This window comes from Shewanella sp. AS16, from assembly GCF_021412365.1.
GTDB classification, from domain to species: Bacteria; Pseudomonadota; Gammaproteobacteria; order Enterobacterales; family Shewanellaceae; genus Shewanella; species Shewanella salipaludis.
In genome coordinates, this window is record NZ_JAKCLK010000007.1 from 60,267 (window position 1) to 84,887 (window position 24,621).

Genomic DNA, 24,621 nt, shown 5'->3' on the forward strand with positions numbered 1-24,621 from the left:
TCTGGAACAAAGCTTGTGGATTGAGATTATCTCAGGTCTTATATGATATAAATATCTGTTAACGGACAGTGTCAGTCTGAGGTCGGACATTAATGGCCCGCTCAAAGGCCTCCGCTGCCGCTGTGAATGCCGACCTTGCCCTGGAGTCCCGTTATGGCAAACATCTACCGGCCAACGCCGAGTTCACAGGCCCCAGAGGCCGATGTCTTTTTCAGTCACAGGCTATTCAGCCCCAATACCACAGTGCCCATGCATAGCCATGCCTGGGGGCAGCTGCAGTTGGTCAGTGGCGGTATTCTGGAGCTGGATGTCGAGGGCAAGCGTTATCTGTCGCCGTCCCAATATGCCCTGTGGGTCCCGGCCGGGGTGGTGCACGAGAGCTTCATGCGCCGCAGCATCAACTACTACTCCATGAACATAGTGCCGGAATTGGCCAGGTCTATGCCGGCCGAGACCTGCCTGCTGACTGTGTCGCCCATAATGCATGCCATCATAGCGGATCTGCGGCAGCGGGGGGTGACTGTGCCGCAAACGCCTGAGGATAAGAACCTGGTGAGGGTGCTGCTGGATCAGCTGGCCGGTGCCAGTGTGTCCCGGGCATTTCTGCCGAGCAGCACAGACAAGTTGCTGCAACCCATATTGGCGGCGCTGGAAGCCGCGCCGACCGACAACAAGAGTTTCGGTCAATGGGCGCTGGAGTTGCATACCACAGAGCGCACCCTGGCCCGCCGCTGTAGACAGCTGCTGGGCATGAGCTTTACCGAGCTGCGCCAGCGGCATAAGTTCATCTATTCGCTGCAGTTGTTGCGCCAGGGGGAGTCGATCAAGCAGATCGCCCTGAGCCTGGGCTATAACCAGACTTCCCCCTATATCAGCATGTTCAAGAAATATGCCCAGTGCCCGCCGGAGCAGTATCGCCGTCGCCTGAGTTAGCCCCTGAGTGTGCCGGTTCGACTAGAGCAGCGCCAGGGTGATCTGTTCGAACCGATAAAGCGTGCCGCCATAGGCCTTGGCAAAGGCCTGGGCGCTTGCCTCGTCGCCGAAGCTGGCCAGGGTCTTGCCCATGGCGCCGGTTTTGCTCGAGCCTATGACATACCAGGCGCTGCGGGCATCGATGAAATGGCTGTCCAGCGGCGCTTCCCAGGGGGATTTGCTCATGTCGTGAACATAGATCTCCTTCACCTGATGCCGATATTCGGGATCCAGCAGGAAGGTAAAGAGATCCCGGGTAGAGCAGAACTTCTTCACTGTGTCCGAGGTCTTGGTATAGAGCTCGCCCTTGGGCCCGGGAAAGGTGCCTATGAGCATGCCGCAGAGGTGGCATTCATCCGCGCGCGCCAGGGCCACGGCTTGATTGGGTTGGCTGTCTGCGCTCTGCTCGCCACAGGCAAACAACTGCATGGTCAAGAGGGTCAAGAGTAACAGTTTCAGCGGATACAGTTTTTTCATGCAGGGGCTCACAGGGTTTTACGTTTGAAGATGAGGCTGGCGATTGCCAGTGGGGCCAGGACCCAGGCAAACATGATAAGCAGCAGGGAGGCTGCCGACCAACTGCTGTTGATCGCCACCGCCAGCACACCGTTGACATCTTTGGTGTCCAGTGCCGCCAGGTTGATCAGGCGAAAGAGATCGGCCGGGTTGAACATCATCACCTGCACCAGACTCTGTTGATCCAAACCTTCCTTGATGCCGACCAGCGCCGCCAACAGGGCCAAGTCGAACACCAACACGAAGAAGAACCAGACCACCAGGGCGATGCCGGCGGCCTTGGATTTCTCGTTAACCGACAGGCTGATGACATAGGCTATGCTGGTGAAACAGAGTCCCAGCAGGGTCGCGGTGAGAATGAACAGGCCGAAGGCGGGCAAGAGCCGGCCGATCTCGGCCTGGCCGGTCAGGAGCAATGCCGAGCAGCCGAACCCCAGTATGGTTGCCAAGGTGATGATGGCGCCCTGCCCGAGAAACTTGCCGAGCAGCAGCTGGGTATGGCTGAGCGGGTAGGTCAGCAACAGCAACAGGGTGCCGGATTCCTGCTCGCCGACGAAGCTGTCGTAGCTGAGTAACAGGGCGATCAGAGGGATGAGGAATACCGCCAGGCTGGACAGGCTGGCGATGGTGGATGACAGGGATACCAGCCCCAATTCGCCCGATGCCGCCGAGCCGTAGTAACTCAACCCTATCGAGAGTATGGCGAAGATGGCGGTGATCGAGACCAACCAACGGTTTCTCAGGCCATCCTGGAATTCTTTGATGGCAACTGCAAGCACTGGACTCATTGGGGCTTTACCTCCGCCTGGGATTGGATGTTGGCACTCTGGCCGCCATTGAGGCCGCCGGCGGGCTTGGCTGTGTTGCCTGCCGCCGTGCCAAGATAATGTTGGTAGAGCCGGCCCAGATCGGCCGGCTCCAGCTGGAGATCCCTGAGTTCCGGATAGTCGAGCAGTTGTTTTACCACCGCCAGCTTGTCTTGTTCACTGACCAGCAGGTGTCCCTGGGCCACCAACAATTGGCTGAGGTTGGCATTCGCCTGCAGGGCGCCATTGAGCCCCTGGGTGCGAATGGAGACGGGCAAGTTGGCGTCCCGGCGTAACTGGGCCAGGGTGCCCATGGCAAGGGACTTGCCTCCGGATAAGATCATCGCCCTGTCTATGTGTTGTTCGACCCCGGGCAGCACGTGGGAGCAGAGTATGATGCTGGCGCCATCCCCCTTGAGTTGATCCACGCTCTGATAAAATTCCTGGGTTGCTGTGGGATCCAGCCCCACGGTAGGCTCATCCAGCAGCAGCAATTTGGGATCGCCGAGGAATGCCTGCGCCAGCCCCAGACGTTGGCGCATGCCCTTGGAGTAGGTCTTGACCGGGCGGTTCATGGCCTGGCGCAGGCCCACCTTGTCCAGCAGCTCGCCGACACTGGCCACCTCGACGGCCTTGAGGCGGGCGAAGTAGGTAAGCACTTGCTTGCCCGTGAGTTGATCGTAGAAGCTGACATTTTCCGGTAAATAGCCTATTTGCTTGCGTCCCTGCCAGGCCTGTTTGGATAAGGGATCGACGCCGAACACCTTCGCCTGGCCTTCGCTGGCCTTGATGACTCCGAGGATGATCTTCATCAGGGTGGTCTTGCCGGCGCCATTGTGGCCGAACAGACCCAGGACTTCGCCGGCTTGCAGCTGGAGGTCGATATTGTGCAAGACCCGGGTCTGCTGGTACTGCTTACCCGTGTTGTTGAGTGAGACTATGACTGAGCTCATGGTATTAGTTATGCCCCGCTGTGAGTGCCTCGACCCGAGTCGGGGCGGATATTGGGTTGGGCGCCTGCATGAGAGGGAAGCTGTCCTTGATGCCGGCCGGCTTGAGCAGCGGAAATTGACGCTGGATCCAGCGCAGGATCAGGATGGCCGGGCTGTCGAGCAACACCTTGGCCTCGGGATATTGCCACACAAGCTTGTCTATGCCGTCGTTGGGCTCGAAGGGGGTATCTCCCTTGCCATCCCGGTTGAGATCCCAGCCCAGGTAGTTGCTCCAGAAGTTGCCCTGGCCGTCCTTGCTCCATTCCTGCTCGCGATTGGAGACGTATTTCACCTGCACCGGATTGTTGCTGAAGCTGTTGCCGTAAACCTGGGTATGTTCAGAACCCGCCGTCAGGTGAATGCCAATTTCGGCCGTATCTATGCTGTTGTAGCTTATGGTGTTATAGCCAGAGTTATAGACGAACAGGCCCTTGCCTTCGCGCCCCAGCGCCTTATGCTCGGCCTTGGTCCAGACATGCTTAATCCGGTTGTGGCTTATGGTCGATGAGGTGATGAAGTTCATCAGGAACCCATAGTCTTCGCTGTTGAGGCTGCGATTGCCCGTGACAGTGAGCAGGCGTGAACTCATCAAGGCGTAGCCGGCGCGGATGTCGTAGGCGAAGTTATCCATCACCTTGTTGCTGTGGGAGTACATGTAGTGGACGCCATAGCGTAGGTCATGCATGGTGTTGTTTCGTATTATGTTGTGCTGGCTGGAGATGATGTAGATGCCATCCCGGGTCTGGCTGATATCGTTGCCCGCCACCTCGACGTCCTGCACTGTCGACAGCTGGATGCCGTTGCCCCTGTCTGCGGATCTCAATTCAGGGTTGCCGCGGATCCGGTTATCCAACACCTTGAGTTGCCGGCCTTTCTGCAGCCAGATGCCGAAGCCGTCGCCGCTGAGGCTGTTGTGGCGAATGATGATGTCGCCGGCCTGTTTGTCGGAATAGATGCCGGCATTTTGCGCCGTCAGATCATGGCCCCAGTTGATGATCTTGAGGTTCTCTATGCGTATGTTGGAGCCCAGCAGCAGCAGGGCGTGATCTTGGCCGCCGGCGTTGATGACGGCACTGCCTGGCGTGTCTGTGGTGAGGCTGATGCCGTGGCGAATGACGAAGTTGCCCCTATATTCGCCGGGCGCCAGGCGGATGATGTCCCCGTCCGTCGCCGAGTCGAGCAGGGCCTGCAGCCCGCCATTCGGGGTCGCCTCCAGGGTCTGGGCCAGCGCCAGTGCGGGCAGGCAACAGAGCAGTAACCAAGACAGGCGCAGTGTTAGCATATTAATCAGATGTAGCCCCCTGGCTGTCCGGTTTCAAAAATCATTTGGTCTCGAAAAGTGTTTCAGTGTCAAAGGGTTTGTCGCTCACTATAACAGGTGTAAACCTGAAAAAGTCCGGGTGCCGCCCGAGTCGGCGGGCGGCACCCGGGCCCGGTTTAGGCTTCTACCAGCATACGGCCGCGCATTTCCATGTGCAATGCGTGGCAGAACCAGTTGCAGTAATACCACTGCACGCCCGGCTTATTTGCGATGAAGGTGATGGAAGAGGTGGCCTGAGGGCCAATTTCCATCTGTACCCCATGGTTGGTCATACAGAAACCATGGGTCACGTCTTCCACCTGATCCAGGTTGGTGATCACCACAGTGACCTCGTCGCCCAGCTTGACCTTGAATTCGGACAGGCCGTAGGTGGGGGCGATGGAGGTCATATAGACTGTGACCTTGTTGCCCTTGCGTATGACCTTGTTATCGGCCATCAGGTTGACTCCGTCTTTCTCGGCCATGGCAACCGTCTCGGCGAACATGGGGTCGTCACGGGTCCAGAGTTTCTGCGGCTTGAGCTTGCTGCGGTGCACCATGATGCAGTCATGGGGCTCGGCGAAGGTCGGACCGTCGTGGACCAGCTTCATCTCATCGCCTGAGATGTCGATCAGCTGATCGTTTTCCGGATGCAGTGGGCCCACGGGCAGGAATCTGTCCTTGGAGAACTTACACAGGGCGACCAGCCACTTACCGTCGGCGTCACGGGTCTCACCCTGGGAGGTATGGTTGTGGCCAGGTTGGTAATGCACATCCAGCTTCTGGCGCAGGTAGTTGACCTTCTCGCCCTTGTAGGCCCTGACGGCATCCTTGACATTCCACTTGGCTATCTGGCTGTCGAGGAAGAGTGTGGTATAGGCGTTGCCTTTGTCGTCGAAGGCCGTATGCAAAGGCCCCAGGCCCAGTTCGGGTTCCGCGACTATGGCATCCCTCGGCTGGATCTTGTCGTTGAAGAGCGCGTCCAGTTTCTTGATGGAGATGACAGATACCGTCGGCGACAGCTTGCCGTTGGCAACGAAATATTCGCCATTGGGCGAGGTGTTCAAACCATGGGGCGACTTAGGCACGGGAATGTAGCGGGTGAGCTCCGACCCCTTGCGGCCGTCGAGCACGGGCACATCGTTGCCATTGTAGGTCTTGAACTTGCCGGCCTTCAAGGCGGCTTCACAACGCTCCAGGTTGAAGACCACCACATGATCCCGCTCCGAGGCGATCATGTCCGGCAGTGTCATGCCCATCTCCGAGTTATAGCAGGTGGAGGCGAAGTACTTGCCGTCGTAATCCGCATCCGTGTTGTCCAGGTTACCGTCGACCATCACCTGAAACGCCACTTCCATCTTCTCGGCATCTATGACGTTGAACAGTGAGCGGTAGCTGCTGACATCCTCCAGGCTGCTCTTGCCGTCGTTGTTCATGGGGATCTCGAACTCACCGTTACAGACCAGGTACTTGGTATAAGGCACCTTCTGTACCCTCAGACCATGGATGGCCTGGGCATTGGGTATGGTGATCATCTTGTCTGTCTTCATCACATCGCAACGAATACGGGCCACACGTGAATTGGCCTTGTCGTTGATGAACAGATACTTGCCGTTGTATCTGCCGTCTGTCATCGACATATGGGGGTGATGCGCATCGCCGGTCAGCAGATGGGCACTGTCGCCCTTGATGCGTTTACTCTCGTTGGTCAGGCCCCAGCCGGTGGCGCTGTCGGTGTTGAACACGGGAATGCGCATCAGTTCACGCATCGAAGGGACACCCATGATGCGCACTTCACCCGAATGGCCGCCACTCCAGAAACCATAGTATTCATCCAGCTCACCCGGATGCACCACAGGGCTGTTGGCCGCCTCGGCGGCGTTGGCCTTGGCCATGGTGGCGAACATGGTCGCCGTCATGGGGGCGGCGACGGCGCCGGCGCCCAACAAGGCTGTGCGACCGATAAAGTTGCGGCGTTCCGCACTCTGTAAGCCTGACTTCTTATCCTGACCTGTATCATCATTGTTGTGCATGGCTAACTCTCCGTACTCTGTTGATTTTAGGTATTACTGCTTGGTGTTCTGTGTTTTATCTTTCCCGGGACGCCACAGCGCCGGGTCTTGCTCGACTGCAATCAGTCTGTCACCCGGGTTGGAATGGGATGTTCCTGATAACGGTTTTTCTTGTAGGCCTGCTTCTTCAATGGCGGACACTTCTGGTCATTGAAATAGGTGATCTGGCAATCCAGGCAGTAGTGGCATTCGCGCATGTTGATCACCCCATCCGGGGCTATCGCCTGGATCTCGCATTCCTTGGCACAGGTCTTACATGGGCTGCCGCATTCGGGGCGCCGCTTGAGCCAGTTGAATAGGCGTACGCTGTTGCTGACGGACAATGCCGCCCCAAGGGGGCAGAGGTAGCGGCAAAACGTCTTGCGATTGAACAGGTTCAGCAAGATCAAGAAGAGTGCCCAGGCGATGAAGGGCCACTCGCGATCGAATTTCAGCAGGAAGGTGGTCTTGAACGGCTCTACCTCGGCGAACTGTTCCGCCATCGCCACCGAATCGAGGGAAATACCAAACAGCACCAGGAGAATGAGGTATTTGATCGCCCACAGGCGTTCGTGCACCGCATAGGGCAGTTCGAATTGGGGGATCTTGACATAGCGGGCGAAGGTGTTGACCAGCTCCTGCAGGGCGCCGAAGGGGCATAGCCAGCCACAATAAACCGCCCGGCCCCAGAGCAGCATGGTCACGGCCGCGGCGCACCAGAGGATGAAGATCACGGGATCGAGCAGGAAGAGATCCCAGGAAAAGTCCTTCATCAAGGCATGCAGGAAGGTAAACACATTCACCACAGACAACTGTCCGCCCCAGGCCCAGCCGATGAACACCACAGTGATCACCAGGAAGACATGACGCAAGTTATGCATGAAGCTGGGATGGCGCACCAGTACATCCTGGAAGAAGAGGATCAACAGCAGCACCAAGATCAGGCTGGTGAGCACTATCACCTGGGGCCGTTTGTCATGCCAAATCTGCTGGGTCAGTGTCAGCTCCGGCGCAGGCACTATGGCGGCAGGAGTATCGACATATTTGGCCAACATCTGGTAGTCGCCCTTGAAGCTGGTGAAAATGCTGTCGACGGCCCCTGTCTGACGTCGCACCAGCAGCTCCAGCTGCCAGTTGGCCCCGGGATCGAAGGCCTGTTGCTGGTTAATCCTGAATACCGACATTTCCTGGAAGTGCGGCGCCCCCTGGATGTAGAGGTCAGTGATGCGGTTATGATCCAGATCGCGGAACGAGATGGCATTGTCATTCTGATGTACCTGAATGCGGTCGAAAATGCCGCCACGGACATAACCCGAGCCCTTGAAGGAGTAGCCGTTGCCGAATAAGGCGACCAAGTGTTCGCCCGGCTTGAGGGTCGACATCAACCACAGGTAATCTGCCTCACCGAACAGGTTCTTGCCTATGCTGGGGACGTCGGCCAGGGTGTAATAAATTTCGGCGAAGCTATCCTGTTTCTGTGCCGGCGAGGCGGCATCTATATGTTCGGCCTCTGTGCCGACGAACGCCTTATCTACCGTTTCCCGTGTCAGATAGAGGCGGCGGATGGAGCCGTCGCCCGTGAGTTGTTGCCAGTCGGCGGGGGCGAACAGAGCCGATTTGACCGTGGAGATGGGCTGAATAATGTCGGAAGTGTGTTTGATGATCCCCAGGGACTGGGCCACCTTGGTGGCGGCCTTGGTGATGGCGGTATTCATCACCATCACTGTCACAGTGGCGCCCGACAGGCCATCGACCGCCACATAGCCTTCGTTGGTATTGCCACCCACCTTTAGCCTGTCCTGCACATGCAGGCCCTGGTATTGGCTGATGAAGTCCCAGAGTTTGTATTCGGGAATACCGGCGAGAATGATGGGTTCATGGTGCTCCAGCACCTTGGCATCCAGGTATTGCCCCTGAGGATCTATCGCCACCAGCATGTTGACGGGTTCGCCAGAGTAGGCGGGGATTCTGGCTATGTCATTGGTCTCGAAGGCGTAACCCAGGACTTGCTGATCTTTGTATATGGTCCAAACCGGGATCTCGCCTTGCTTCTCGGAGATCTGGGTGGCGTCGCTGAAGATCTCTTTGATCAAGGGCTCAGGCGCCTTGGGCGGGCTGACAAAGAGGGCGTAACTCGGTGTGCTGACCGCCAGGAGGAGCAGGATTGCAGTGAACAAGCCAAGGAAATAGTGGCATGAGGCGCGGTAGTGAGACACGAAGAAACTCCTGCAGCATTAATTTCACCCTGTGACAAAATGTCGCAGGTCGGAAGTTAATTTGCATTCTACGCGCATGACCTGGTGCATTAATGATTGAGATCAATAAATGCCATGAAAGCTAAATCTATGATAAAAGCCGTAATAATAATGTGGTTATATTGATGGCAATCATATTGAGAATATTCTTGAGGAATAGTGTCGGGGAAAAAGCCTCTGGAAATAAGTGTCGGCCGACGGGCAATTATTGGGAGTCGACAACACAAGGCCATTGAAAGCAGGGCGAAAAGGGCAGCAGCGGGATGAAACCAGACGGGGACTGCCGTCCCCGTCTGGACGGAGGGCTTATTTCAGGCTGGAGTAATAAGCAGCGACGTTGGCCACGTCTTCATCGCTCAGGGTTGCCGCCATTGGCGCCATGGTTGGATCCTGGCGCGAGCCATCCTTGAAGGCTTTCAGTTGTTTTTCAATATAGGCCGCTTTCTGGCCCTTAAGGTTGGGGTACATGGGCATGATTGAAATACCATCTGCGCCATGACAGGCGGCACACATGGCGGTTTTCGCCTTGCCTGCCTCTATGTCTGCTGCTAATGCCGGAATAGATAAGAGAGTGCCTAACAGTATAATTGCCACTTTTTTCATTTTGCGTCCTTAATTATTAGTGCATTGCTGTGTTCAACTTATAAGACTTCATTGGGGAAATCCATAACTGGATATTAAATGTGTCCGATTATTTTGCCTGTGATTAAGATCAAGGATTGTTCACATATAGCAGAATGCCTGTGAGGCGGGCCTTTGCCACAGATATGGCGGAAAAATATAAAGGCACCCAGATGGGTGCCTTTATGTCGGTGCTATCTTCTTGGATAAGCTGGGTTATTAGTTTGCCACGAAGCCTTCGGGGAAGTTGCGCTCTGTGGCTGTGCCATCGCTGACGACGACCGCTTGTTCATCGGCGTGCAGGAAGAAGGCGTTGTCTGTATCCGTTGGGGCATTGACCAGATCCGGATCGTCATTCTGGGCGACGCAGCTGTAGCCCAGGCTGTAAGTCCCGGCCACCACGAAACCAAATTCATAGTCGTGACCTATGACCTGCTGGTTGTCATCCAGCAGCTCGTTGACTCTGGCCGACGCTATGGGAGCAACCTGGGTCCCGAGATCCGCTTCGGGGCGGAAATCGGCCATGTCGGCCAATGCCGTGTCGCCAGGGTATAAGTACACAGCAGGGCTGAAGGTCGACCCCCCGGCAGCCGTTTCGCAGTCTGTCATGGTCTCAGGGCTGATTTGCCCCTTGATGCTACCTACCTCGGCCGTATTCATCAGCTGCACAGCCGTGGGTTTCAAGGTCCAGTAGGCCTTGTTGCCATGGGGGTCCTGCAGTCCTTGGCCAAGATTGAATTCGGCCACGAAGTTGTTGGCTCCCGCTGCCAGGGTGAAACTCTTGTTGAAGAATAAACGGCCCGTTCCCGGTTCGTCGGCGCCGACACCACCACAGGAGCCGTTGCTGTTGGTCACCAGGCCCTGGAGCATGTCATCCTGGGTCAAAACATGGGAGCCGTCGGCGTTGGCTGTCTCGTCATTTTGCATGTAGATGCACATCTGGTACTCACCCACTGGGACTTGCTGGCCATTGACCAGGGTCTCTATGTCGGCACCTTGAAAATCCAGCAGGTTAACTTGCTTCAGCTCGCCATTGCTGGAAACATCGAACGAGAAGGAGCCTGTGCTGTTTTTCAATACTACCTGTTTGAAGGCGATATTCACCTCTTTGGCATCTGCGGGATTATCTGAGACCCCCAGATTGAAGAAGGCCATTTCCGGTGCATTATCTTTGTTACTGCCACCGCAGCCTGCCAACAGGCTTGCCAGTGTCATTGCGATCAGTGTCTTAGAGTAATTCATAACTTACCTCATGTAGCTAACCTAAAAAAAAAAGAAAAAAGGGTTAGTCGTGCATTCCTGGTGTCCTTCTTTATCTCTATGCAACATTATCCTTGTTTGCCGCCAAGCGGCCTCGGCTAGGATAATGTGTCTGAGTGAGTAATTCTAGTCATAGCCTGGGCCTAAGCCAGTCACTGCGTGCCTTTGGCGCGGTTATTCTCCCGGGGAAAGTCACTTATCTCGGTGGAATCCTTGTTGTTTTTGTCAGCATCCTGGCTCAAAAATAACAGGGCCAATGACGCTGTCATTGGCCCTGTGCCATGCATGTCGCTGCCCTATATGCCTAATGCCTTGCCGGAGCGGGTGCTCTTGTGCGCCCGTCGACCGGTTTAGGACTAGCTTTGGCTGCCTTTGGTGGTGTCCAGAAAATCCTTAGCGCCCGAACGGGCATGCTTCGCCGCCCGCTTTTCCTTCGCCGTCATCAAGGGCTTCTTCTTGGCTTCTTTTCTGTTCTTTCGCTCTTTGCTCATGTTGGTGCTCCAGTTCAGGTTTATCTCGGGACTCATGTATGCCTGCGGCAATTCTGTCCCTTTGAATCAACAGCTTTCAATCACAAATCTTCCTATATGCTCTGAATCTGCTTGTTATTCCATCGCATTTCCAGCAGTAAAAAGCTTATCATTTATCGGTACAAAAAATGACCGCTCCTGCTTAGAATAATTATAGCTATCGGCAGCGGTTTGCTGGGTAAATTTGGTATTTAGCCCTCTACAGACCGGGTCATAGGTAACCTAGCCGTTATTTGAAAGTGGTTATACGCAGCTGTTTTTATGGCGGCTGTTTCTCAGCGGGAGATGAAGTCGGGCACTTCCAGTACCTGCTCGCCCCAACGTTTGAACAGTGAGTCATAGAGGAATTCGATGAAGACCTTGTATTTGCGTGGCAGATAGGCGCGTTGGGGGCAACACAGGCTCACCTTGGTCTGCACCATGGGATAGTCTTCCAGCAGCGGCACCAGCAGCCCCTTATCCAGGGCGTCCTGGGCTATGAAGGTCGGCACGGCTGTGATGCCCAAGCCTTCTATGGCCGCCTCCCGCGCCAGGGTGACGTTGTTGACCGTCAGCTGAGACTCTGGCTCCATGACCAGCCACTGCTTGCCATCGAAAATCTTCCAGGTCCCATCTATGTGGGCCGACAGCAACTTGATCGCCTTATGCGAGGCCAAGTCCTGGGGCACCTTGGGAGTGCCGTGGCGGGCCAGGTAGTCCGGGCTCGCCATCAGCGTCTTGTGGTTATTCACCAGGGCATAGCTCTGCAACCTAGAGTCCTGGTTGTCTATGATCTGGAATAACATGTCTATCCCTTCCTCTATCACATCCACCTTGCGATTGGTGAGTTCGGCCTCGATGCTGATATCCGGGTAGACCTGCAGGAATTGGGCGAAGATACGTCCCAGAAATAGCTGCCCCAGCTCTATGGGACAGACTATCCTGAGGTTGCCCCTGATACTCTGCTGGCTGGCGCTGAGCTGGTGCTCGGCGCTCTGCAGGTCTGAGAGTATCTTATTGATGTTATTGTAATAGTTGGAACCTGCTTCTGTGAGTTTGAGTGCGCGAGTGGTGCGGTACAGCAACTGCACCCCTGAGTCGGCTTCCAGTTCGGCCACCTTGCGGCTCACAGTTGCCTTGGTGGTGCCCAGCACCTTGGCGGCGCCGGTAAAACTGCCTTGCTCTACCACTTGGGCGAAGATCTGTACGCGATTGAGATCCATGGGAGGTTACCTGCTTATGGCTTCTATTGTTACAGCTGTGGAACAGTGGGTTGAATTTTAACTATCTAATAAATCTTGTGAGACAGTAGTAGACTATGACTCATTAATCCAGGAGTCAATCATGTCCAAGAGCAAGTTATTTATCACAGCCCCGCTACTGCTGGCCGCCCTGGTTGGCGGCGGTTATTACTGGTGGACTCAGGTGCGTTTCATAGAGACCACGGATAACGCCTACGTCGAAGCCGACATTTCCCATGTCAGCGTCAAGGTGCCCGGCTATGTGGTCATGTCCGGGGTCACAGATAATCAACACGTGCGCAAGGGCGAGTTGCTGGCGCAGCTGGAAGACAGTCAGTTCAGCGCCAAGCTGAGCCAGGCCCAGGCGACTTTGGCCAGTGCCAGGGCCGATCTGCAGACACTGTCGGCCAAGGTGGAGTTGCAGCAGGCGCTGATCAGCCAGGCCGGTGCCGGGGTGCAGGCGGCGCAATCCGACAAGCTCAGGGCGCAGCAGCAGCTGAGCCGCTCGCAAAAACTCAAGGTGAGCAATTACAGTTCCCAGGATAATGTGGATCAACTGCAGGCTGGCTTCGATTCGGCGGCGGCCCGCCTGGACGAGGCCAAGGCGGCACTGGTGGCCAAGCGCCGCGAGTTGGCCGTGTTCGAGGCACAGTTGCCCCAGGCTGAGGCGGATGTGGCGTTGGCCCAGGCGAGTCTGGAACTGGCCAAGATCCAGCTGGATGACACCAGGGTCACGGCGCCTTTCTCCGGCGTCATAGGCAAGCGCGGTGCCATGGTGGGACAATATGTCCAGCCGGGCCAGGCGCTCTACAGTTTGGTTCCGGACGGGGCCGTATGGATCACGGCGAACTTTAAAGAAACCCAGATCCAGCATATGCAGCCTGGACAGACGGTGCAGGTCAGTCTAGATGCGTTTCCCGACAAGACCCTGACAGGGGTCATAGATAGCCTGGCACCCGCGTCCGGAGCCAAATTCAGTCTGCTGCCGGCGGAAAATGCCACGGGCAATTTCACCAAGATAGTGCAGCGTATCCCGGTACGCATACGTCTGGCGCTGTCACAGGAAGAGGTCAGGGTGCTGCCCGGCTTGAGTGCCGTGGTGAAGGTAGATACGGAATCCGTGGCGCTGGAGTCGGCAACGGCTGCCAGGGCGGAACGCTAAGCCATGTCGGCTTCCGTGAGTGCGCTTGCCCCAGAGGCGATCGCCGCCCCCCAAGGCTTCGAGCGCGGCAGTCGTCGCGCCTGGATCGCCGTCTTCGGTGGCCTGATCGGCGCCTTCATGGCGATCCTCGACATACAGATCACCAACGCGTCGATGAAGGAAATTCAGGGCAGCCTGGGGGCGACGCTGGAAGAGGGCAGCTGGATAGCCACAGCCTACCTGGTGGCCGAGATGATCGCCATTCCTCTCTCCGGCTGGCTCAGCAAGGGCTTGTCGGTGCGGCGCTACCTGCTGTGGAACTCGCTGGCCTTCATCTTCGCCTCACTCCTGTGTTCCTTCGCCTGGAACCTGGAGTCGATGATCGCCTTTCGGGCGCTGCAGGGCTTCTTCGGTGGCGCCTTGATCCCCCTGGCGTTCAGGCTGATCCTCGAGTGTCTTCCCGACAATAAGCGTGCCGTCGGCATGGCGCTGTTCGGGGTGACGGCCACCTTCGCCCCTTCCATAGGCCCGACCCTGGGCGGTTGGCTGACGGAGCAGTTCAGCTGGCATTACCTGTTTTACATCAATGTGCCCCCGGGGCTGTTGGTGATGGCCATGTTGGCCTACGGCCTGGAGAAGAAGGCCATAGTCTGGGATAGCCTGAGACGGGTCGACCTGGCCGGGATAGTCACCATGGCGCTGGGCATGGGCTGTCTGGAGGTGGTGCTGGAGGAAGGCAACCGCAAGGACTGGTTCGGCTCGGATCTGATCCGCAACCTGGCGATCGTCGCCGCCGTCAACCTGCTGTTGTTCGTCTGGATCGAACTGCGCAGCCGTGAGCCGCTGGTGAACCTGAGGCTATTGGCTAAGCGGGACTTTGCCATCTCGACCCTGGCGTATTTTCTGCTGGGGATGGCGCTGTTCGGTGCCATCTATCTGATCCCCCTGTATCTGACCCAGGTCCACGATTATAACCCGCTGGAAATTGGCTTGGTCATCATGTGGATGGGCTTTCCCCAGCTGCTGGTCTTGCCCCTGGTGCCCAGGCTGGTGGAGCGTTTCGATCCCCGTTACCTGGCGGCCTTCGGCTTCCTGATGTTCGCCATCAGTTATTATATGAACAGCCATATGACGGCCGACTATGCCGGGCCACAGATGATAGCCTCTCAGGTTGTCAGGGCGCTGGGGCAACCCTTCGTGCTGGTGCCCATAGGCATACTGGCGACCATGCATCTCAAGCCGGAGGAAAATGCCTCGGCGTCGACCGTGTTGAATGTGATGCGCAACCTGGGCGGGGCCTTCGGTATAGCCCTGGTGGCAACCCTGACGGATAACCTGGCCCGTGGCCACCTGGCGCGCATCAAGGAGTCTCTGCCGGCGGTCAGCGCCCAGGCGCAGGACTTCCTGCAACAGCGGGCCGGCATGTTGCAGGCGGCGGGATCCGATCCTTATACCGCGGCGACCCAGGCTAAGATCCTGTTGGGCAAGACCATGACCCAACAGGCCTATATTCAGGCCTACAACGACGTGTTTCTCATCATGGGCGGGGCCCTGTTGATCGCCGTGGTGGCCGTGTTGTCCATCCGCAAGGCCAAACCTTCGGCTTAACTGAGAATCAGGGGATTTCTGGCGCCATGGGTCTTAGGATCTGTGGCGTTTTTTTTGGCTTTTGGTCGGATGTTGGCCATGTTAGACTCGATTTTCTTATCCCATTTTTAGCCGAGCGCAGCGACAGGAGCCCGGGATGTTACAGTGGCATAGCCTGAGATTCGATGAATTGACCAGAGACCAACTCTACGAGCTGCTCAAGCTCAGGGTCGATGTCTTCGTGGTGGAGCAAGCCTGTGCCTATCCAGAGCTGGATGACAAGGACAGGCACCCCCAGACCCTGCACTTGCTGGGGGTCGATGCCGCCGGGCAATTGCTGGCCTATGCGCGCCTGTTGGCGCCCGGCTTGAGCTATCCCCAGGCCAGCATAGGCAGGGTCGCGGTGGCGAAAGCCGGCCGCGGCAGCGGACTGGCGCTGGCGCTGATGCAGCAGGCCATAGCCCTTACCCAGGCGGCTTGGCCGCAACAGGGGATCCAGATAGGGGCCCAGGATTATTTGCGGCATTTTTATCAGAAGTTAGGTTTCATGCCGCATTCGCAGGTGTATCTGGAGGACGGTATTCCCCATCTGGATATGCTCTTAGAGGAAATTCAATCGAGTCAAACATAAGGAAAATGTATGTCGGAATTCAAGCTCAATAATCAACAACTGGTTTGTGTCGCCAGCTTCCTCGCCAGAGAGGGCCAAGAGGCGGCGCTGCTGGCGGCCCTGGCGGAACTGATCCCAGATACCCGCCGCGAAGCCGGCTGCATACGCTATGAGCTTAATGTCAGCCGCGACGAGCCGCGGCGCATTACCTTCGTGGAGAAGTTTGTCGACCTGGCCGCCTTCGAGGCCCATTGTGCCAAGGACGCGATTCAGCATTACTTCCACCACATAATGCCCGAGCTGGTGGAATCCCATCAGGTGGAAACCTACCATCAGGTGATCGTCTAAGCTTAGTCCGGGCAACAAGCCAGGGGTGCCTGGCTTGTTTCATTCAGTGCCGAAGCGTCACTCTCCAATTGAGAGCTTCCCTTATCGAGAGCTTCGCTAACTGAGACAGTCGCTCACCTACGCTCGAGTATGCTGACCTGCTGCAGCGGCCTGGGGATCTCTATGTTGGCCGCTTTCATGGCGCGGATCAGCGCCAGGTTAATCTGGTACTTATCCTGGTAATAGCTCTGGGTCGGCACCCAATACCTGATGCCCATCTCCACGCCGACGCTGTTGAAGTCGTTCACCCCTATCTGGGGCACTTTTTCCCGCGAGACCTGCAGGTTCTGGTTCAGCACTTGCTGGATGAGGGCTATCGCTTGCTCCAGATCGCATTGGTAACTCAGGTTGAAGTGGGTTTCGACCAGCTTGTTTTCGTAGGAGTTATGCAGTATCTCACCGACGATATGCTTGTTGGGTATGCTGATCCGCTCGCCTTCTTCGTTGGTCAGTATGGTCAGCCCCAGGTGTATGTCCTGGACGACCCCTGTCACCCCTTTGACGCTCAGGGTGTTGCCTACTATGAAGGGACGGGTGACTATGATGGTGATGCCGGCGGCATAGTTGGATAGCATGCCCTGCAATGCCAAGCCGGCCCCCAGGGAGGCGGCACCTATGGCGGCCACCATGGGGGTGATGCTGATCCCCAGCTTACCCAGGGCAATGATCCCCACCATGACTATGACCAAGATCCGCACCAGGTTGGTGATGAAATTGCTCAGGGTGATGTCTACCTTATGCTTCTCCAACTGACGGGCGATGAGGCGCGCCGCCTTGCTCGCCAGCCAGAGTCCTATGAGGAAGATGAGGATGGCGCCAATCAGTTGAAAGCTGTACTTCACCAGAAATTCTGTGAGTAGGTTGTAGACGTTCTGCAACTGTTGCAGCTCTTGCTCGAGTCCTGGCTCTGCCATCTCTAGGTCCTTGTATTGAATCAATGACCTAAAGCTTACTTAAAAACGCCCGACTTGATAATCAAAATCTCGGTCACTGTCGCTGTGAATTCTGCCGGACCCGGGCTTACGCCAGTGCCTGCCAACTTAGAATTATTGGATTATAGTTAATAGCATTCGTTGGACCGGCTCTGGGCCTGTTGCCTTGAGCCTGGCTACCTTGACTCAAGCTTAGAGGCTCAGTGGCGTAAGAATCGCGAAAATGCCTTCAAGCAGTGAATTTTATCTCCGGGCAATGGGAGGATATAGGGCGAGACGGGTGACAAGTTCTGTTTATATCCATTTGTATTTAAATGACTATTTTTCAGATTCTTGTTAGTGAATTTCGGGTGAATAAAAAGTTGATTATTGGGAATAAAAATTCGTTGCATCCGGCGTGAAAATGTCGTCTACTGCGCCTGTTTTTTTACGCGCCTGATAATATTGTTCACTCTCGACCTTAAGGAGACACTGGCCAGATGAGCCAATTTCAATCTATTGATGTTGCTGATTATTATGATGCAGATACCTTTAAACGCATCGAGGAATTTGCCAAAGATAAAGCGACCCCTTTTGTGGTGATAGATACCAGTATCATTGCGAAACAATACGATGACATGGTTGATAATTTCCCTTACGCCAGTGTTTATTATGCAGTCAAGGCGAACCCGGCGCCGGAGATCTTGTCCCTGCTGCGGGATAAGGGCTCAAATTTCGACATCGCCTCCATCTATGAACTGGACATGGTCACCAAGATAGGCGTGACCACGGACAGGGTCAGCTATGGCAACACCATCAAGAAGCGTCAGGATGTGCGCGCCTTCTTCGAGCGCGGGGTGCGTATGTTCGCCTCCGACTCGGAAGCGGATCTGCGGATGCTGGCCGAGGAAGCACCGGGCGCCCGCGTCTATGTGCGCATCCTCACCGAGGGCACGGACACCGCCGACTGGCCATTGTCGCGCAAATTCGGTTGCCAGAACGAGATGGCCTACGAGCTGCTGGTGTTGGCCAAGACCCTGGGGCTGGAACCCTATGGCATTTCCTTCCATGTGGGCTCGCAGCAGCGGGACATAGGCGCCTGGGATTCGGCCATAGGCAAGGTGAAGGGCATCTTCGATCGCCTGCGTGACGAGCATGGCATCCAACTCAAGATGATCAACCTGGGTGGGGGCTTCCCGGCCAATTACATAGACAAGACCAATGCCCTGGCCACCTATGCCGAGCAGATCACCCATTTCCTGCAAGAGGATTTCGGTGACGACTTGCCTGAGATCATCCTGGAGCCGGGTCGTTCACTGATCTCCAACGCCGGCGTGCTGGTGTCGGAAGTGGTGTTGATCAGCAAGAAATCCTACACCGCGCTGGAGCGCTGGGTGTTTACCGATGTGGGTAAATTCTCCGGCCTGATAGAAACCATGGATGAGGCGATCAAGTTCCCCATCTATACCGACAGGCAAGGCGAGCTGGATAAGTGCGTCATCGCCGGCCCGACCTGCGACAGTGCCGACATCATGTATGAGCACTACAGCTACGGCCTGCCAAACGATCTGGCCATAGGGGATCGCCTCTACTGGCTGACGGCCGGAGCCTATACCACCACCTATTCGGCGGTATGCTTCAACGGCTTCCCGCCGCTGAAAGACTATTATCTCTAGTCTGTTATCTGGCCAGGACAGAGGGCGCCCATGAGGCGCCCTCTGTATTTTTAGCGCCTGTTAAGGGGTCGGAGCAGACTCTGGGCCCGAGGTTCGCCCTCCATGGCCAACAGCTGCTATCTTCTAGCTAGGCGTAGATGCGGATCTCGTCATTCGGTTACATAAATTATTTACTGGTTGCCGGGAATTCTGTGATCAAGTTAACCTTAGCCGCTTCGGGACTGGGTTAGAGTCTATCGATAAGAATTTTATAATCAAAAAAGAAAGGGGTTTTCACAATGGCCGATGTATTTCATCTGGGTTTAACTAAGGCAATGTTGGATGGCGCCAGCCTGGCGATAGTGCCTGGCGATCCTGAGCGGGTTAAGCGTATTGCCGACTTAATGGACAATGCCACCTTCCTGGCGAGCCATAGAGAGTATACGAGTTACCTGGCGTACCTGGACGGTAAGCCTGTGGTTATCTGCTCTACGGGTATTGGCGGTCCTTCGACTTCTATCGCGGTGGAGGAGTTGGCGCAGCTTGGCGTCAATACCTTCCTGAGGATCGGCACCACGGGCGCGATCCAGCCTCAGGTCAAGGTGGGAGATGTGATAGTGACCCAGGCCTCGGTGCGCCTGGACGGTGCCAGTTTGCACTTCGCTCCCATGGAGTATCCTGCCGTGGCCAACTTCGAATGTACCACTGCCATGGTTGCCGCCTGCCGCGACATGGGCGTAGAACCCCATGTCGGCATCACGGCCTCTTCGGATACCTTCTATCCGGGACAGGAGCGTTACGACACTGTCTCAGGCCGTGTGATCCGACGTTTCGCCGGTTCCATGAAGGAATGGCAGGATCTGGGCGTGCTCAACTATGAGATGGAGTCTGCGACTCTGTTCACCATGTGTGCCTCCCAGGGCTGGCGTGCTGCCTGTGTTGCCGGTGTGATAGTCAACCGTACGCAACAGGAAATTCCCGATGAGGCGGTGATGAAGAAGACAGAGAGCCATGCCGTCTCTATCGTGGTGGCCGCGGCGAGAAAATTGCTGGCCTGAGCCATGCTGTGAGTTAAAAAAGGCGCCTCGGGCGCCTTTTTTGGTTTCAAGCTGCGACGCAGTTAGAAATGGTACTTGGCGATCACCGAGTAGGTATGTTGATCTACGCCCTTCACCCCATATTTGTTCTGCCACAGGTCGTACTCTATGCCGACAAACAGCTTATCCTGCTTGTGGCCACCGAAGATGAGCTGCCCCAGATCGTATTTCAGCTGAGGGTTGAAGTGGAAGTTGCTATGGTAGCCGTCGTCGTCCGTGGCAAATACCCAGTCGGCGAAGCCGTCCAGCACCAGCTTCGAGTTGCCTATGGGAAAGTCGATGCGAAACACAGGGGTGAACTGCCAGCCATCGCTGTGATTGCCGCTGCTCTGGGCATCACGGCGATAGGTGTTGAGGCTGAAGTAGTTGAAATAGGGCAAGGCGAAATCCAGTCCCAGTCCATAGAGCAGGCTATTCACCGGGCCTTCGCCTTCCTCGTAGGTCAGGGCCAGCGAGGCATCCGTGATGGCGCCCCAGGTGATTTTTTTCCCCAGGATCTTGCCGGCACTGAAGCGGGTGGAAAGCTCGCCATAAGTGCTGCTGTCCTGGCCGCCATTGTTGCCATCGAAATAGATGAGATCCTGAAAGGCAAACCAGTCGCCGTATTGCCAGCCACCGGCCGTCTCTAAGGTGAAGCCGGTCTGTTCGTCCGAAGGGGCGAGTTTATAGTCGTCACCATAGAGGCCTGTGATGCTGAAATCTGTCCATTGCACTAAGTTGTCGGCAAAGGCCTGCGGGCTCAACATGAGTGCAAGACAGAGGGCAGTTTTTTTCATTATTATGTCCTTGGTAGAGTAGGGGGCCTGGCAGTTCGAGTGCAACTCTCGCCGCTAACGGGCAAGCAGAGGCGGGTAAGATGGCTGCAAAGGCGCTGAATTCTAACTTTTTTATACCAAGTTGGCATCTTTGCTTTAGTATCTATGTGCCCTGGATCTCCGTCTTTGTTCGTATCCGGGGCAGGGAATCATTTTTCTGACATAATATGTCGATAAAGCATAAGCCGGCTGCTATAGTGCTATTGCGTGAGTGCCAGTGCGGCTAGTGCGAGAGTCCGACAGGCTGCCACCGCAGCCAGCTAAGGAGGGAATAGGATGTTCACAGATTCGGTTATGACCTGGGCCGCCCTTGGGGCTGTCCTCATGTTGGCGGAGCTTATCCTTCCCGGGGGAATAGTCGTCCTGCTCGGCGCCGCCTGTATTCTGGTTGCCGGCGCCCTTGGCCTCGGCTTGGTGACGGGCCTGGCCCAGAGCCTGACCCTCTGGTTTATCGCCTCCATCGTCTTGCTGCTGGCTTTCAGGCAGCTGACCCAGAAGCTGGTTGGCGGTGATGCCCATGTGGGCAACACGGATGAGGAGCTGGACATCTTCAACCAGCTGGCGCTGGTCAAAGAGGCCATAGGCCCGGGGGAAAAATCCGGCAGGGTCGAATTTCACGGGGTGGAGTGGCCGGCCTTGGGGGACGGCAGCGAGATCCCCGTCGGCGCCAGCGTCAGAGTCATATGTCGGGAAAATATTGCCTTGGTGGTCGAGCCGGTCCAGGGCGAATAATCTTAAGTTAATAAGGAAGGAATCCATGTTTATTTTTACTCTGGTCGTACTCTTCGTCCTGTTTATCCTCTACAAACTGATGCTGATAGTCCCCATGCGCGAGGTCCATGTGATCGAACGCCTGGGCAAGTTCCGCACCGTGCTCTATCCCGGGTTTCATTTTCTGATCCCCTTCTTCGATAGGGTGGCCTATCGCCACGATACCCGTGAACAGGTGCTGGACGTGCCGCCCCAGAGCTGTATCTCCAAAGACAACACCCAGCTGGAAGTGGATGGCCTGGTGTACCTCAAGGTGATGGACGGCAAGCTCGCCAGCTATGGGATTGAAAACTACCGCAAGGCGGCGGTGAACCTGGCCCAGACCACAATGAGATCCGAGATAGGCAAGCTGTCCCTGACCGAGACCTTCTCCGAGCGCGACAGCCTCAACGAGTCGATAGTGCGCGAGATAGACAAGGCATCAGATCCCTGGGGCATCAAGGTATTGCGTTACGAGATCAAGAACATCACCCCATCGCGGCATGTGATCCACACCCTGGAGAAGCAGATGGAGGCCGAGCGCCGCAAACGCGCCGAGATCACCCTGGCCAACGCCGAGAAGGCGGCGATGATCAACATGTCCGAAGGCGAGCGCCAGGAGGCGATCAACCTGTCCGAGGGCCAGAAACAGAAACGCATCAACGAGGCCAAGGGGACAGGCCAGGAGATCGCCATAGTCGCTCGGGCCAAGGCCGAAGGCATGGGGATGATCTCCCAGGCGCTGGCCTTCAATGGCGGCACGGATGCGATGAACATGTTGCTCAAGGAGCAGTTCATAGGTCAGGTGGGTAAGATATTGCAACAGGCCGAAGTGTCTGTGGTGCCTGCCGAAATGGCCAAGCTGGAAGGCTTCTTCGAGGGCATGGAGCAAGTGACTCAGGCCGTCGGCGCCAATGTTCAAACCGAAAAGGGAGCACGTTCATGATCAACGGAATAGACACAGACCTGATAGTCATGGCGATCTGGGGACTGATCTTCGCCATCTTCATCATCAAGTTATTCAAATCCATCTGCCTGGTGCCGACCAAGTCGGCCTACATAGTCGAGCGTCTCGGCAAGTACCATAAGACCCTGGATGCCGGCTTCCATGCGCTGATCCCCTTCGTCGACAATGTGGCTTATGTGCATGATCTCAAAGAGGAGACCATAGATGTGCCGCCCCAGGAGTGTTTCTCCAGCGACGAAGTGAATGTCGAGGTCGACGGCGTCATCTACATCTCTGTGATGGATCCCGTCAAGGCCAGCTATGGCATCACAGACTATCGCTACGCCGCGATTCAGCTGGCGCAGACCACGACAAGATCTGTGATAGGCACCCTGGATCTGGATCGCACCTTCGAGGAGCGGGATCTGATCTCGGCCAAGGTGGTGGAAGTGCTGGATCAGGCCGGTGCCCTGTGGGGCATAAGGGTGCACAGGTACGAGATCAAGAACATTACCCCGCCGGAAACCGTCAAGAACGCCATGGAGATGCAGGTCAATGCCGAGCGGGAACGCCGCGCCCTGTTGGCCAAGAGCGAGGGCGATAAGCAGAGCAAGATCAACCGCTCCGAGGGGGTGAAGGCGGAAACCATCAATCGCTCCGAGGGGGAAATGCAGCGCCGCATCAACGAGGCCGAGGGTAAGGCCGAGGAGATACTCACCCTGGCACGGGCCACCGCCGAATCCATAGAACGCCTGGCCGAGGTGATCGCCGCTCCCGGCGGTCACAACGCGTTGCGGATGCAGCTGGGCGAGCAATACATGCGGCAGCTCGATGGCCTGAGCCACAACAGCAGCCGCATAGTGCTGCCGGGCAACATGGTCAACTTCGACTATTGGATGGATAGCATAGGCTTGAAGGAAAAGGCTTGAAGGAAAAGGCGTGAAAGCCAAGGCAGCCTCGGCTTAAGCCCATGTAGCGGCTCCTTCAACAGAGGCGTCATGCCCCAAAAAAGGCCCCGATGAAACGGGGCTTTTTTTTTTGCCTGCAACAGGGCGGTTGCCGGCCGCCGGCGCGCAATTCAGTCCGCTGGCAAGAGCTTGTTTCACCACATGAATTTCACCACCTTAGCTTCAGCACATGAGTTTCAGCAGCTTAGCCCGTCTGTCGCAAGCCGATATCGGCCAGGCTCAGGCGACTGCATTCGGCGGCGAGGAAGTCGAGCAGCGACCTGACCTTGGGCAGCAGGCAGCGGCGGGAGGGGTAGATGGCGTGCAGTATGCCACTGCGGGGCACCCATAGAGGCAGCACCTCGACCAAGCGCCCGGCCAGCAAGTCCTGATGCACTATCAAGGCGGGCAGCGAGGCGATGCCGACCCCTTGTAAGGCGGCGGCCTGCAGGCCGACCATGTCGTTGACTATCAACCTGGGCTCATGGCGCCACTGCACAGTGGCGCCTGCCGGGCCCTCCAGCTGCCAGATCCCTTGTTGGCTGGCGCCATCCAGCCCCAGGCTGGGCAACTGCGCCAGATCCTCAGGGACTTGGGGGGCCGGGATGCCCTGCAGCAATCCTGGATGGCAGACCAGTTTCTGTGGGCTCTCGGCCAGTACCTTCATCACCAAATCCGTGTCTTCCAGCGGCGGGAAACGCACCCTGAGCGCCAGATCCAGTCCCTCCGCCAGCACATCGACATTGCGGTTGGTGACATCCAATTGCATCTGGATCTTGGGGTTATCCACCATGAAGCGCGCCAACATGTCGCCCAGGCTGGAGTAGAGCAGCGCCGGCGGACAGCTCAGGCGGATCAGTCCCTGGGGCTCGGTTTGATTCATGTCGATTACCGCCTGGGCGGCCTGGGCTTCGACCAACATGGCCTGGCAGTGGCTGAAGTATTCCTTGCCTATGTCAGTGACTATGAATTGGCGCGAGGAACGTTGAATGAGACGTACCCCCAGGCGCTCCTCGAGCAGCGCGACCCGGCGGCTGAGTTTGGACTTGGGCAGGTTCAGGGCGCGGCTGGCGGGAGAAAAACCATTGTGCAGCACTACCTGCACGTAAAAGTAGAGATCGTTTAAGTCTTGCATGTTTGTCATTCAGCTTCTGTCGTTCTATTGGTGGAACGCTAAGTGTAGATATTACCGTCTACCCAAGCCAGCGTTGCGAAACTATGCTCATAGACAAGATCAGTATTGCGCTGCCAG

Annotated in this window: 23 protein-coding genes; 10 read left to right on the forward strand and 13 right to left on the reverse strand. The window is 56.5% G+C overall.

The window, feature by feature from the left end:
- The first annotated feature begins 153 nt into the window (after nt 1-153).
- Nucleotides 154-933 carry an AraC family transcriptional regulator gene (locus LZP73_RS15420; protein WP_234235874.1) on the forward strand — a complete coding sequence of 260 codons (780 nt, stop codon included), beginning with the start codon at nt 154-156 and terminating at the stop codon, nt 931-933.
- Nucleotides 934-954: 21 nt separating this feature from the next.
- Here LZP73_RS15420 and LZP73_RS15425 read toward each other — a convergent pair whose 3' ends face one another.
- The 10 genes from LZP73_RS15425 to LZP73_RS15465 all read right to left on the reverse strand — a co-directional run bounded on the left by LZP73_RS15425 (nt 955) and on the right by LZP73_RS15465 (nt 12,505).
- Complete coding sequence (locus tag LZP73_RS15425) at nt 955-1,449, reverse strand: nitrous oxide reductase accessory protein NosL (RefSeq protein WP_234235875.1); 495 nt, start codon at nt 1,447-1,449, stop codon at nt 955-957.
- Nucleotides 1,450-1,457: 8 nt separating this feature from the next.
- Complete coding sequence (locus LZP73_RS15430) at nt 1,458-2,276, reverse strand: ABC transporter permease (RefSeq protein WP_234235876.1); 819 nt, start codon at nt 2,274-2,276, stop codon at nt 1,458-1,460.
- Nucleotides 2,273-3,247, reverse strand: coding sequence for an ABC transporter ATP-binding protein (locus tag LZP73_RS15435; RefSeq protein ID WP_234235877.1), 975 nt, complete (start codon nt 3,245-3,247; stop codon nt 2,273-2,275). The genes LZP73_RS15430 and LZP73_RS15435 overlap by 4 nt, the downstream gene beginning before the upstream one ends.
- A 4-nt stretch (nt 3,248-3,251) precedes the next feature.
- Nucleotides 3,252-4,568 (reverse strand): nitrous oxide reductase family maturation protein NosD, encoded by a 1,317-nt coding sequence (locus tag LZP73_RS15440; protein WP_234235878.1) that lies wholly within the window; start codon nt 4,566-4,568, stop codon nt 3,252-3,254.
- 155 nt (nt 4,569-4,723) lie between these two features.
- Nucleotides 4,724-6,619, reverse strand: a complete 1,896-nt coding sequence (gene nosZ, locus LZP73_RS15445; protein WP_234235879.1) for a TAT-dependent nitrous-oxide reductase — start codon at nt 6,617-6,619, stop codon at nt 4,724-4,726.
- A 101-nt stretch (nt 6,620-6,720) separates the two neighbouring features.
- Entirely contained in the window at nt 6,721-8,814 is a 2,094-nt protein-coding gene (gene nosR / locus LZP73_RS15450) for a transcriptional regulator NosR (protein ID WP_267960215.1), read from the reverse strand.
- A gap of 384 nt (nt 8,815-9,198) precedes the next feature.
- Nucleotides 9,199-9,495 carry a c-type cytochrome gene (locus tag LZP73_RS15455; protein WP_234235881.1) on the reverse strand — a complete coding sequence of 99 codons (297 nt, stop codon included), beginning with the start codon at nt 9,493-9,495 and terminating at the stop codon, nt 9,199-9,201.
- Between the two features lie 237 nt (nt 9,496-9,732).
- Complete coding sequence (locus LZP73_RS15460; RefSeq protein WP_234235882.1) at nt 9,733-10,755, reverse strand: DUF4382 domain-containing protein; 1,023 nt, start codon at nt 10,753-10,755, stop codon at nt 9,733-9,735.
- Nucleotides 10,756-11,129: 374 nt separating this feature from the next.
- Entirely contained in the window at nt 11,130-11,264 is a 135-nt protein-coding gene (locus tag LZP73_RS21345) for a hypothetical protein (protein WP_267960214.1), read from the reverse strand.
- A gap of 314 nt (nt 11,265-11,578) precedes the next feature.
- Nucleotides 11,579-12,505 (reverse strand): LysR family transcriptional regulator, encoded by a 927-nt coding sequence (locus LZP73_RS15465; RefSeq protein WP_234235883.1) that lies wholly within the window; start codon nt 12,503-12,505, stop codon nt 11,579-11,581.
- Nucleotides 12,506-12,626: 121 nt separating this feature from the next.
- Between LZP73_RS15465 and LZP73_RS15470 the strand changes: the two genes are divergently transcribed.
- The 4 genes from LZP73_RS15470 to LZP73_RS15485 all read left to right on the forward strand — a co-directional run bounded on the left by LZP73_RS15470 (nt 12,627) and on the right by LZP73_RS15485 (nt 16,209).
- Entirely contained in the window at nt 12,627-13,685 is a 1,059-nt protein-coding gene (locus LZP73_RS15470; protein WP_234235884.1) for an HlyD family secretion protein, read from the forward strand.
- Between the two features lie 3 nt (nt 13,686-13,688).
- Entirely contained in the window at nt 13,689-15,272 is a 1,584-nt protein-coding gene (locus LZP73_RS15475) for a DHA2 family efflux MFS transporter permease subunit (protein ID WP_234235885.1), read from the forward strand.
- A 136-nt stretch (nt 15,273-15,408) separates the two neighbouring features.
- Nucleotides 15,409-15,882, forward strand: a complete 474-nt coding sequence (locus LZP73_RS15480) for a GNAT family N-acetyltransferase (protein ID WP_234235886.1) — start codon at nt 15,409-15,411, stop codon at nt 15,880-15,882.
- 9 nt (nt 15,883-15,891) lie between these two features.
- Nucleotides 15,892-16,209, forward strand: coding sequence for a putative quinol monooxygenase (locus tag LZP73_RS15485; RefSeq protein ID WP_234235887.1), 318 nt, complete (start codon nt 15,892-15,894; stop codon nt 16,207-16,209).
- A gap of 113 nt (nt 16,210-16,322) precedes the next feature.
- Here the strand turns inward: LZP73_RS15485 and LZP73_RS15490 are convergent, their stop codons facing one another.
- Entirely contained in the window at nt 16,323-17,162 is an 840-nt protein-coding gene (locus LZP73_RS15490; RefSeq protein ID WP_234235888.1) for a mechanosensitive ion channel family protein, read from the reverse strand.
- Between the two features lie 497 nt (nt 17,163-17,659).
- On the opposite strand from LZP73_RS15490, the gene LZP73_RS15495 reads away from it, so the two are divergent.
- On the forward strand, nt 17,660-18,835 hold the full coding sequence (locus LZP73_RS15495) for a type III PLP-dependent enzyme (RefSeq protein WP_234235889.1): 1,176 nt from the start codon (nt 17,660-17,662) through the stop codon (nt 18,833-18,835).
- Nucleotides 18,836-19,113: 278 nt separating this feature from the next.
- Nucleotides 19,114-19,872 (forward strand): uridine phosphorylase, encoded by a 759-nt coding sequence (gene udp, locus LZP73_RS15500; protein WP_169565632.1) that lies wholly within the window; start codon nt 19,114-19,116, stop codon nt 19,870-19,872.
- A 62-nt stretch (nt 19,873-19,934) separates the two neighbouring features.
- On the opposite strand, the gene LZP73_RS15505 is transcribed toward udp, so the two are convergent.
- Nucleotides 19,935-20,687 carry an ion channel protein Tsx gene (locus LZP73_RS15505; RefSeq protein WP_234235890.1) on the reverse strand — a complete coding sequence of 251 codons (753 nt, stop codon included), beginning with the start codon at nt 20,685-20,687 and terminating at the stop codon, nt 19,935-19,937.
- Nucleotides 20,688-21,002: 315 nt separating this feature from the next.
- Between LZP73_RS15505 and LZP73_RS15510 the strand changes: the two genes are divergently transcribed.
- The 3 genes from LZP73_RS15510 to LZP73_RS15520 are packed head-to-tail and all read left to right on the forward strand — an operon-like array spanning nt 21,003 to nt 23,351.
- On the forward strand, nt 21,003-21,458 hold the full coding sequence (locus tag LZP73_RS15510; protein ID WP_234235891.1) for an NfeD family protein: 456 nt from the start codon (nt 21,003-21,005) through the stop codon (nt 21,456-21,458).
- Nucleotides 21,459-21,483: 25 nt separating this feature from the next.
- Entirely contained in the window at nt 21,484-22,422 is a 939-nt protein-coding gene (locus LZP73_RS15515; RefSeq protein ID WP_234235892.1) for an SPFH domain-containing protein, read from the forward strand.
- Nucleotides 22,419-23,351: an SPFH domain-containing protein gene (locus tag LZP73_RS15520; protein WP_169565636.1), complete on the forward strand. Its 933-nt coding sequence runs from the start codon at nt 22,419-22,421 to the stop codon at nt 23,349-23,351. The genes LZP73_RS15515 and LZP73_RS15520 overlap by 4 nt, the downstream gene beginning before the upstream one ends.
- 223 nt (nt 23,352-23,574) lie before the next feature.
- Here the strand turns inward: LZP73_RS15520 and LZP73_RS15525 are convergent, their stop codons facing one another.
- Nucleotides 23,575-24,504, reverse strand: a complete 930-nt coding sequence (locus tag LZP73_RS15525; RefSeq protein ID WP_234235893.1) for a LysR substrate-binding domain-containing protein — start codon at nt 24,502-24,504, stop codon at nt 23,575-23,577.
- Between the last annotated feature and the right edge of the window lie 117 nt (nt 24,505-24,621).

Coding starts and splice junctions, on each gene's coding strand:
- LZP73_RS15420 (WP_234235874.1), top strand. CDS start 154: ATGGCAAACATCTACCGGCCAACGCCGAGTTCACAGGCCCCAGAGGCC.
- LZP73_RS15425 (WP_234235875.1), bottom strand. CDS start 1,449: ATGAAAAAACTGTATCCGCTGAAACTGTTACTCTTGACCCTCTTGACC.
- LZP73_RS15430 (WP_234235876.1), bottom strand. CDS start 2,276: ATGAGTCCAGTGCTTGCAGTTGCCATCAAAGAATTCCAGGATGGCCTG.
- LZP73_RS15435 (WP_234235877.1), bottom strand. CDS start 3,247: ATGAGCTCAGTCATAGTCTCACTCAACAACACGGGTAAGCAGTACCAG.
- LZP73_RS15440 (WP_234235878.1), bottom strand. CDS start 4,568: ATGCTAACACTGCGCCTGTCTTGGTTACTGCTCTGTTGCCTGCCCGCA.
- nosZ (WP_234235879.1), bottom strand. CDS start 6,619: ATGCACAACAATGATGATACAGGTCAGGATAAGAAGTCAGGCTTACAG.
- LZP73_RS15455 (WP_234235881.1), bottom strand. CDS start 9,495: ATGAAAAAAGTGGCAATTATACTGTTAGGCACTCTCTTATCTATTCCG.
- LZP73_RS15460 (WP_234235882.1), bottom strand. CDS start 10,755: ATGAATTACTCTAAGACACTGATCGCAATGACACTGGCAAGCCTGTTG.
- LZP73_RS21345 (WP_267960214.1), bottom strand. CDS start 11,264: ATGAGCAAAGAGCGAAAGAACAGAAAAGAAGCCAAGAAGAAGCCCTTG.
- LZP73_RS15465 (WP_234235883.1), bottom strand. CDS start 12,505: ATGGATCTCAATCGCGTACAGATCTTCGCCCAAGTGGTAGAGCAAGGC.
- LZP73_RS15470 (WP_234235884.1), top strand. CDS start 12,627: ATGTCCAAGAGCAAGTTATTTATCACAGCCCCGCTACTGCTGGCCGCC.
- LZP73_RS15475 (WP_234235885.1), top strand. CDS start 13,689: ATGTCGGCTTCCGTGAGTGCGCTTGCCCCAGAGGCGATCGCCGCCCCC.
- LZP73_RS15480 (WP_234235886.1), top strand. CDS start 15,409: ATGTTACAGTGGCATAGCCTGAGATTCGATGAATTGACCAGAGACCAA.
- LZP73_RS15485 (WP_234235887.1), top strand. CDS start 15,892: ATGTCGGAATTCAAGCTCAATAATCAACAACTGGTTTGTGTCGCCAGC.
- LZP73_RS15490 (WP_234235888.1), bottom strand. CDS start 17,162: ATGGCAGAGCCAGGACTCGAGCAAGAGCTGCAACAGTTGCAGAACGTC.
- LZP73_RS15495 (WP_234235889.1), top strand. CDS start 17,660: ATGAGCCAATTTCAATCTATTGATGTTGCTGATTATTATGATGCAGAT.
- udp (WP_169565632.1), top strand. CDS start 19,114: ATGGCCGATGTATTTCATCTGGGTTTAACTAAGGCAATGTTGGATGGC.
- LZP73_RS15505 (WP_234235890.1), bottom strand. CDS start 20,687: ATGAAAAAAACTGCCCTCTGTCTTGCACTCATGTTGAGCCCGCAGGCC.
- LZP73_RS15510 (WP_234235891.1), top strand. CDS start 21,003: ATGTTCACAGATTCGGTTATGACCTGGGCCGCCCTTGGGGCTGTCCTC.
- LZP73_RS15515 (WP_234235892.1), top strand. CDS start 21,484: ATGTTTATTTTTACTCTGGTCGTACTCTTCGTCCTGTTTATCCTCTAC.
- LZP73_RS15520 (WP_169565636.1), top strand. CDS start 22,419: ATGATCAACGGAATAGACACAGACCTGATAGTCATGGCGATCTGGGGA.
- LZP73_RS15525 (WP_234235893.1), bottom strand. CDS start 24,504: ATGCAAGACTTAAACGATCTCTACTTTTACGTGCAGGTAGTGCTGCAC.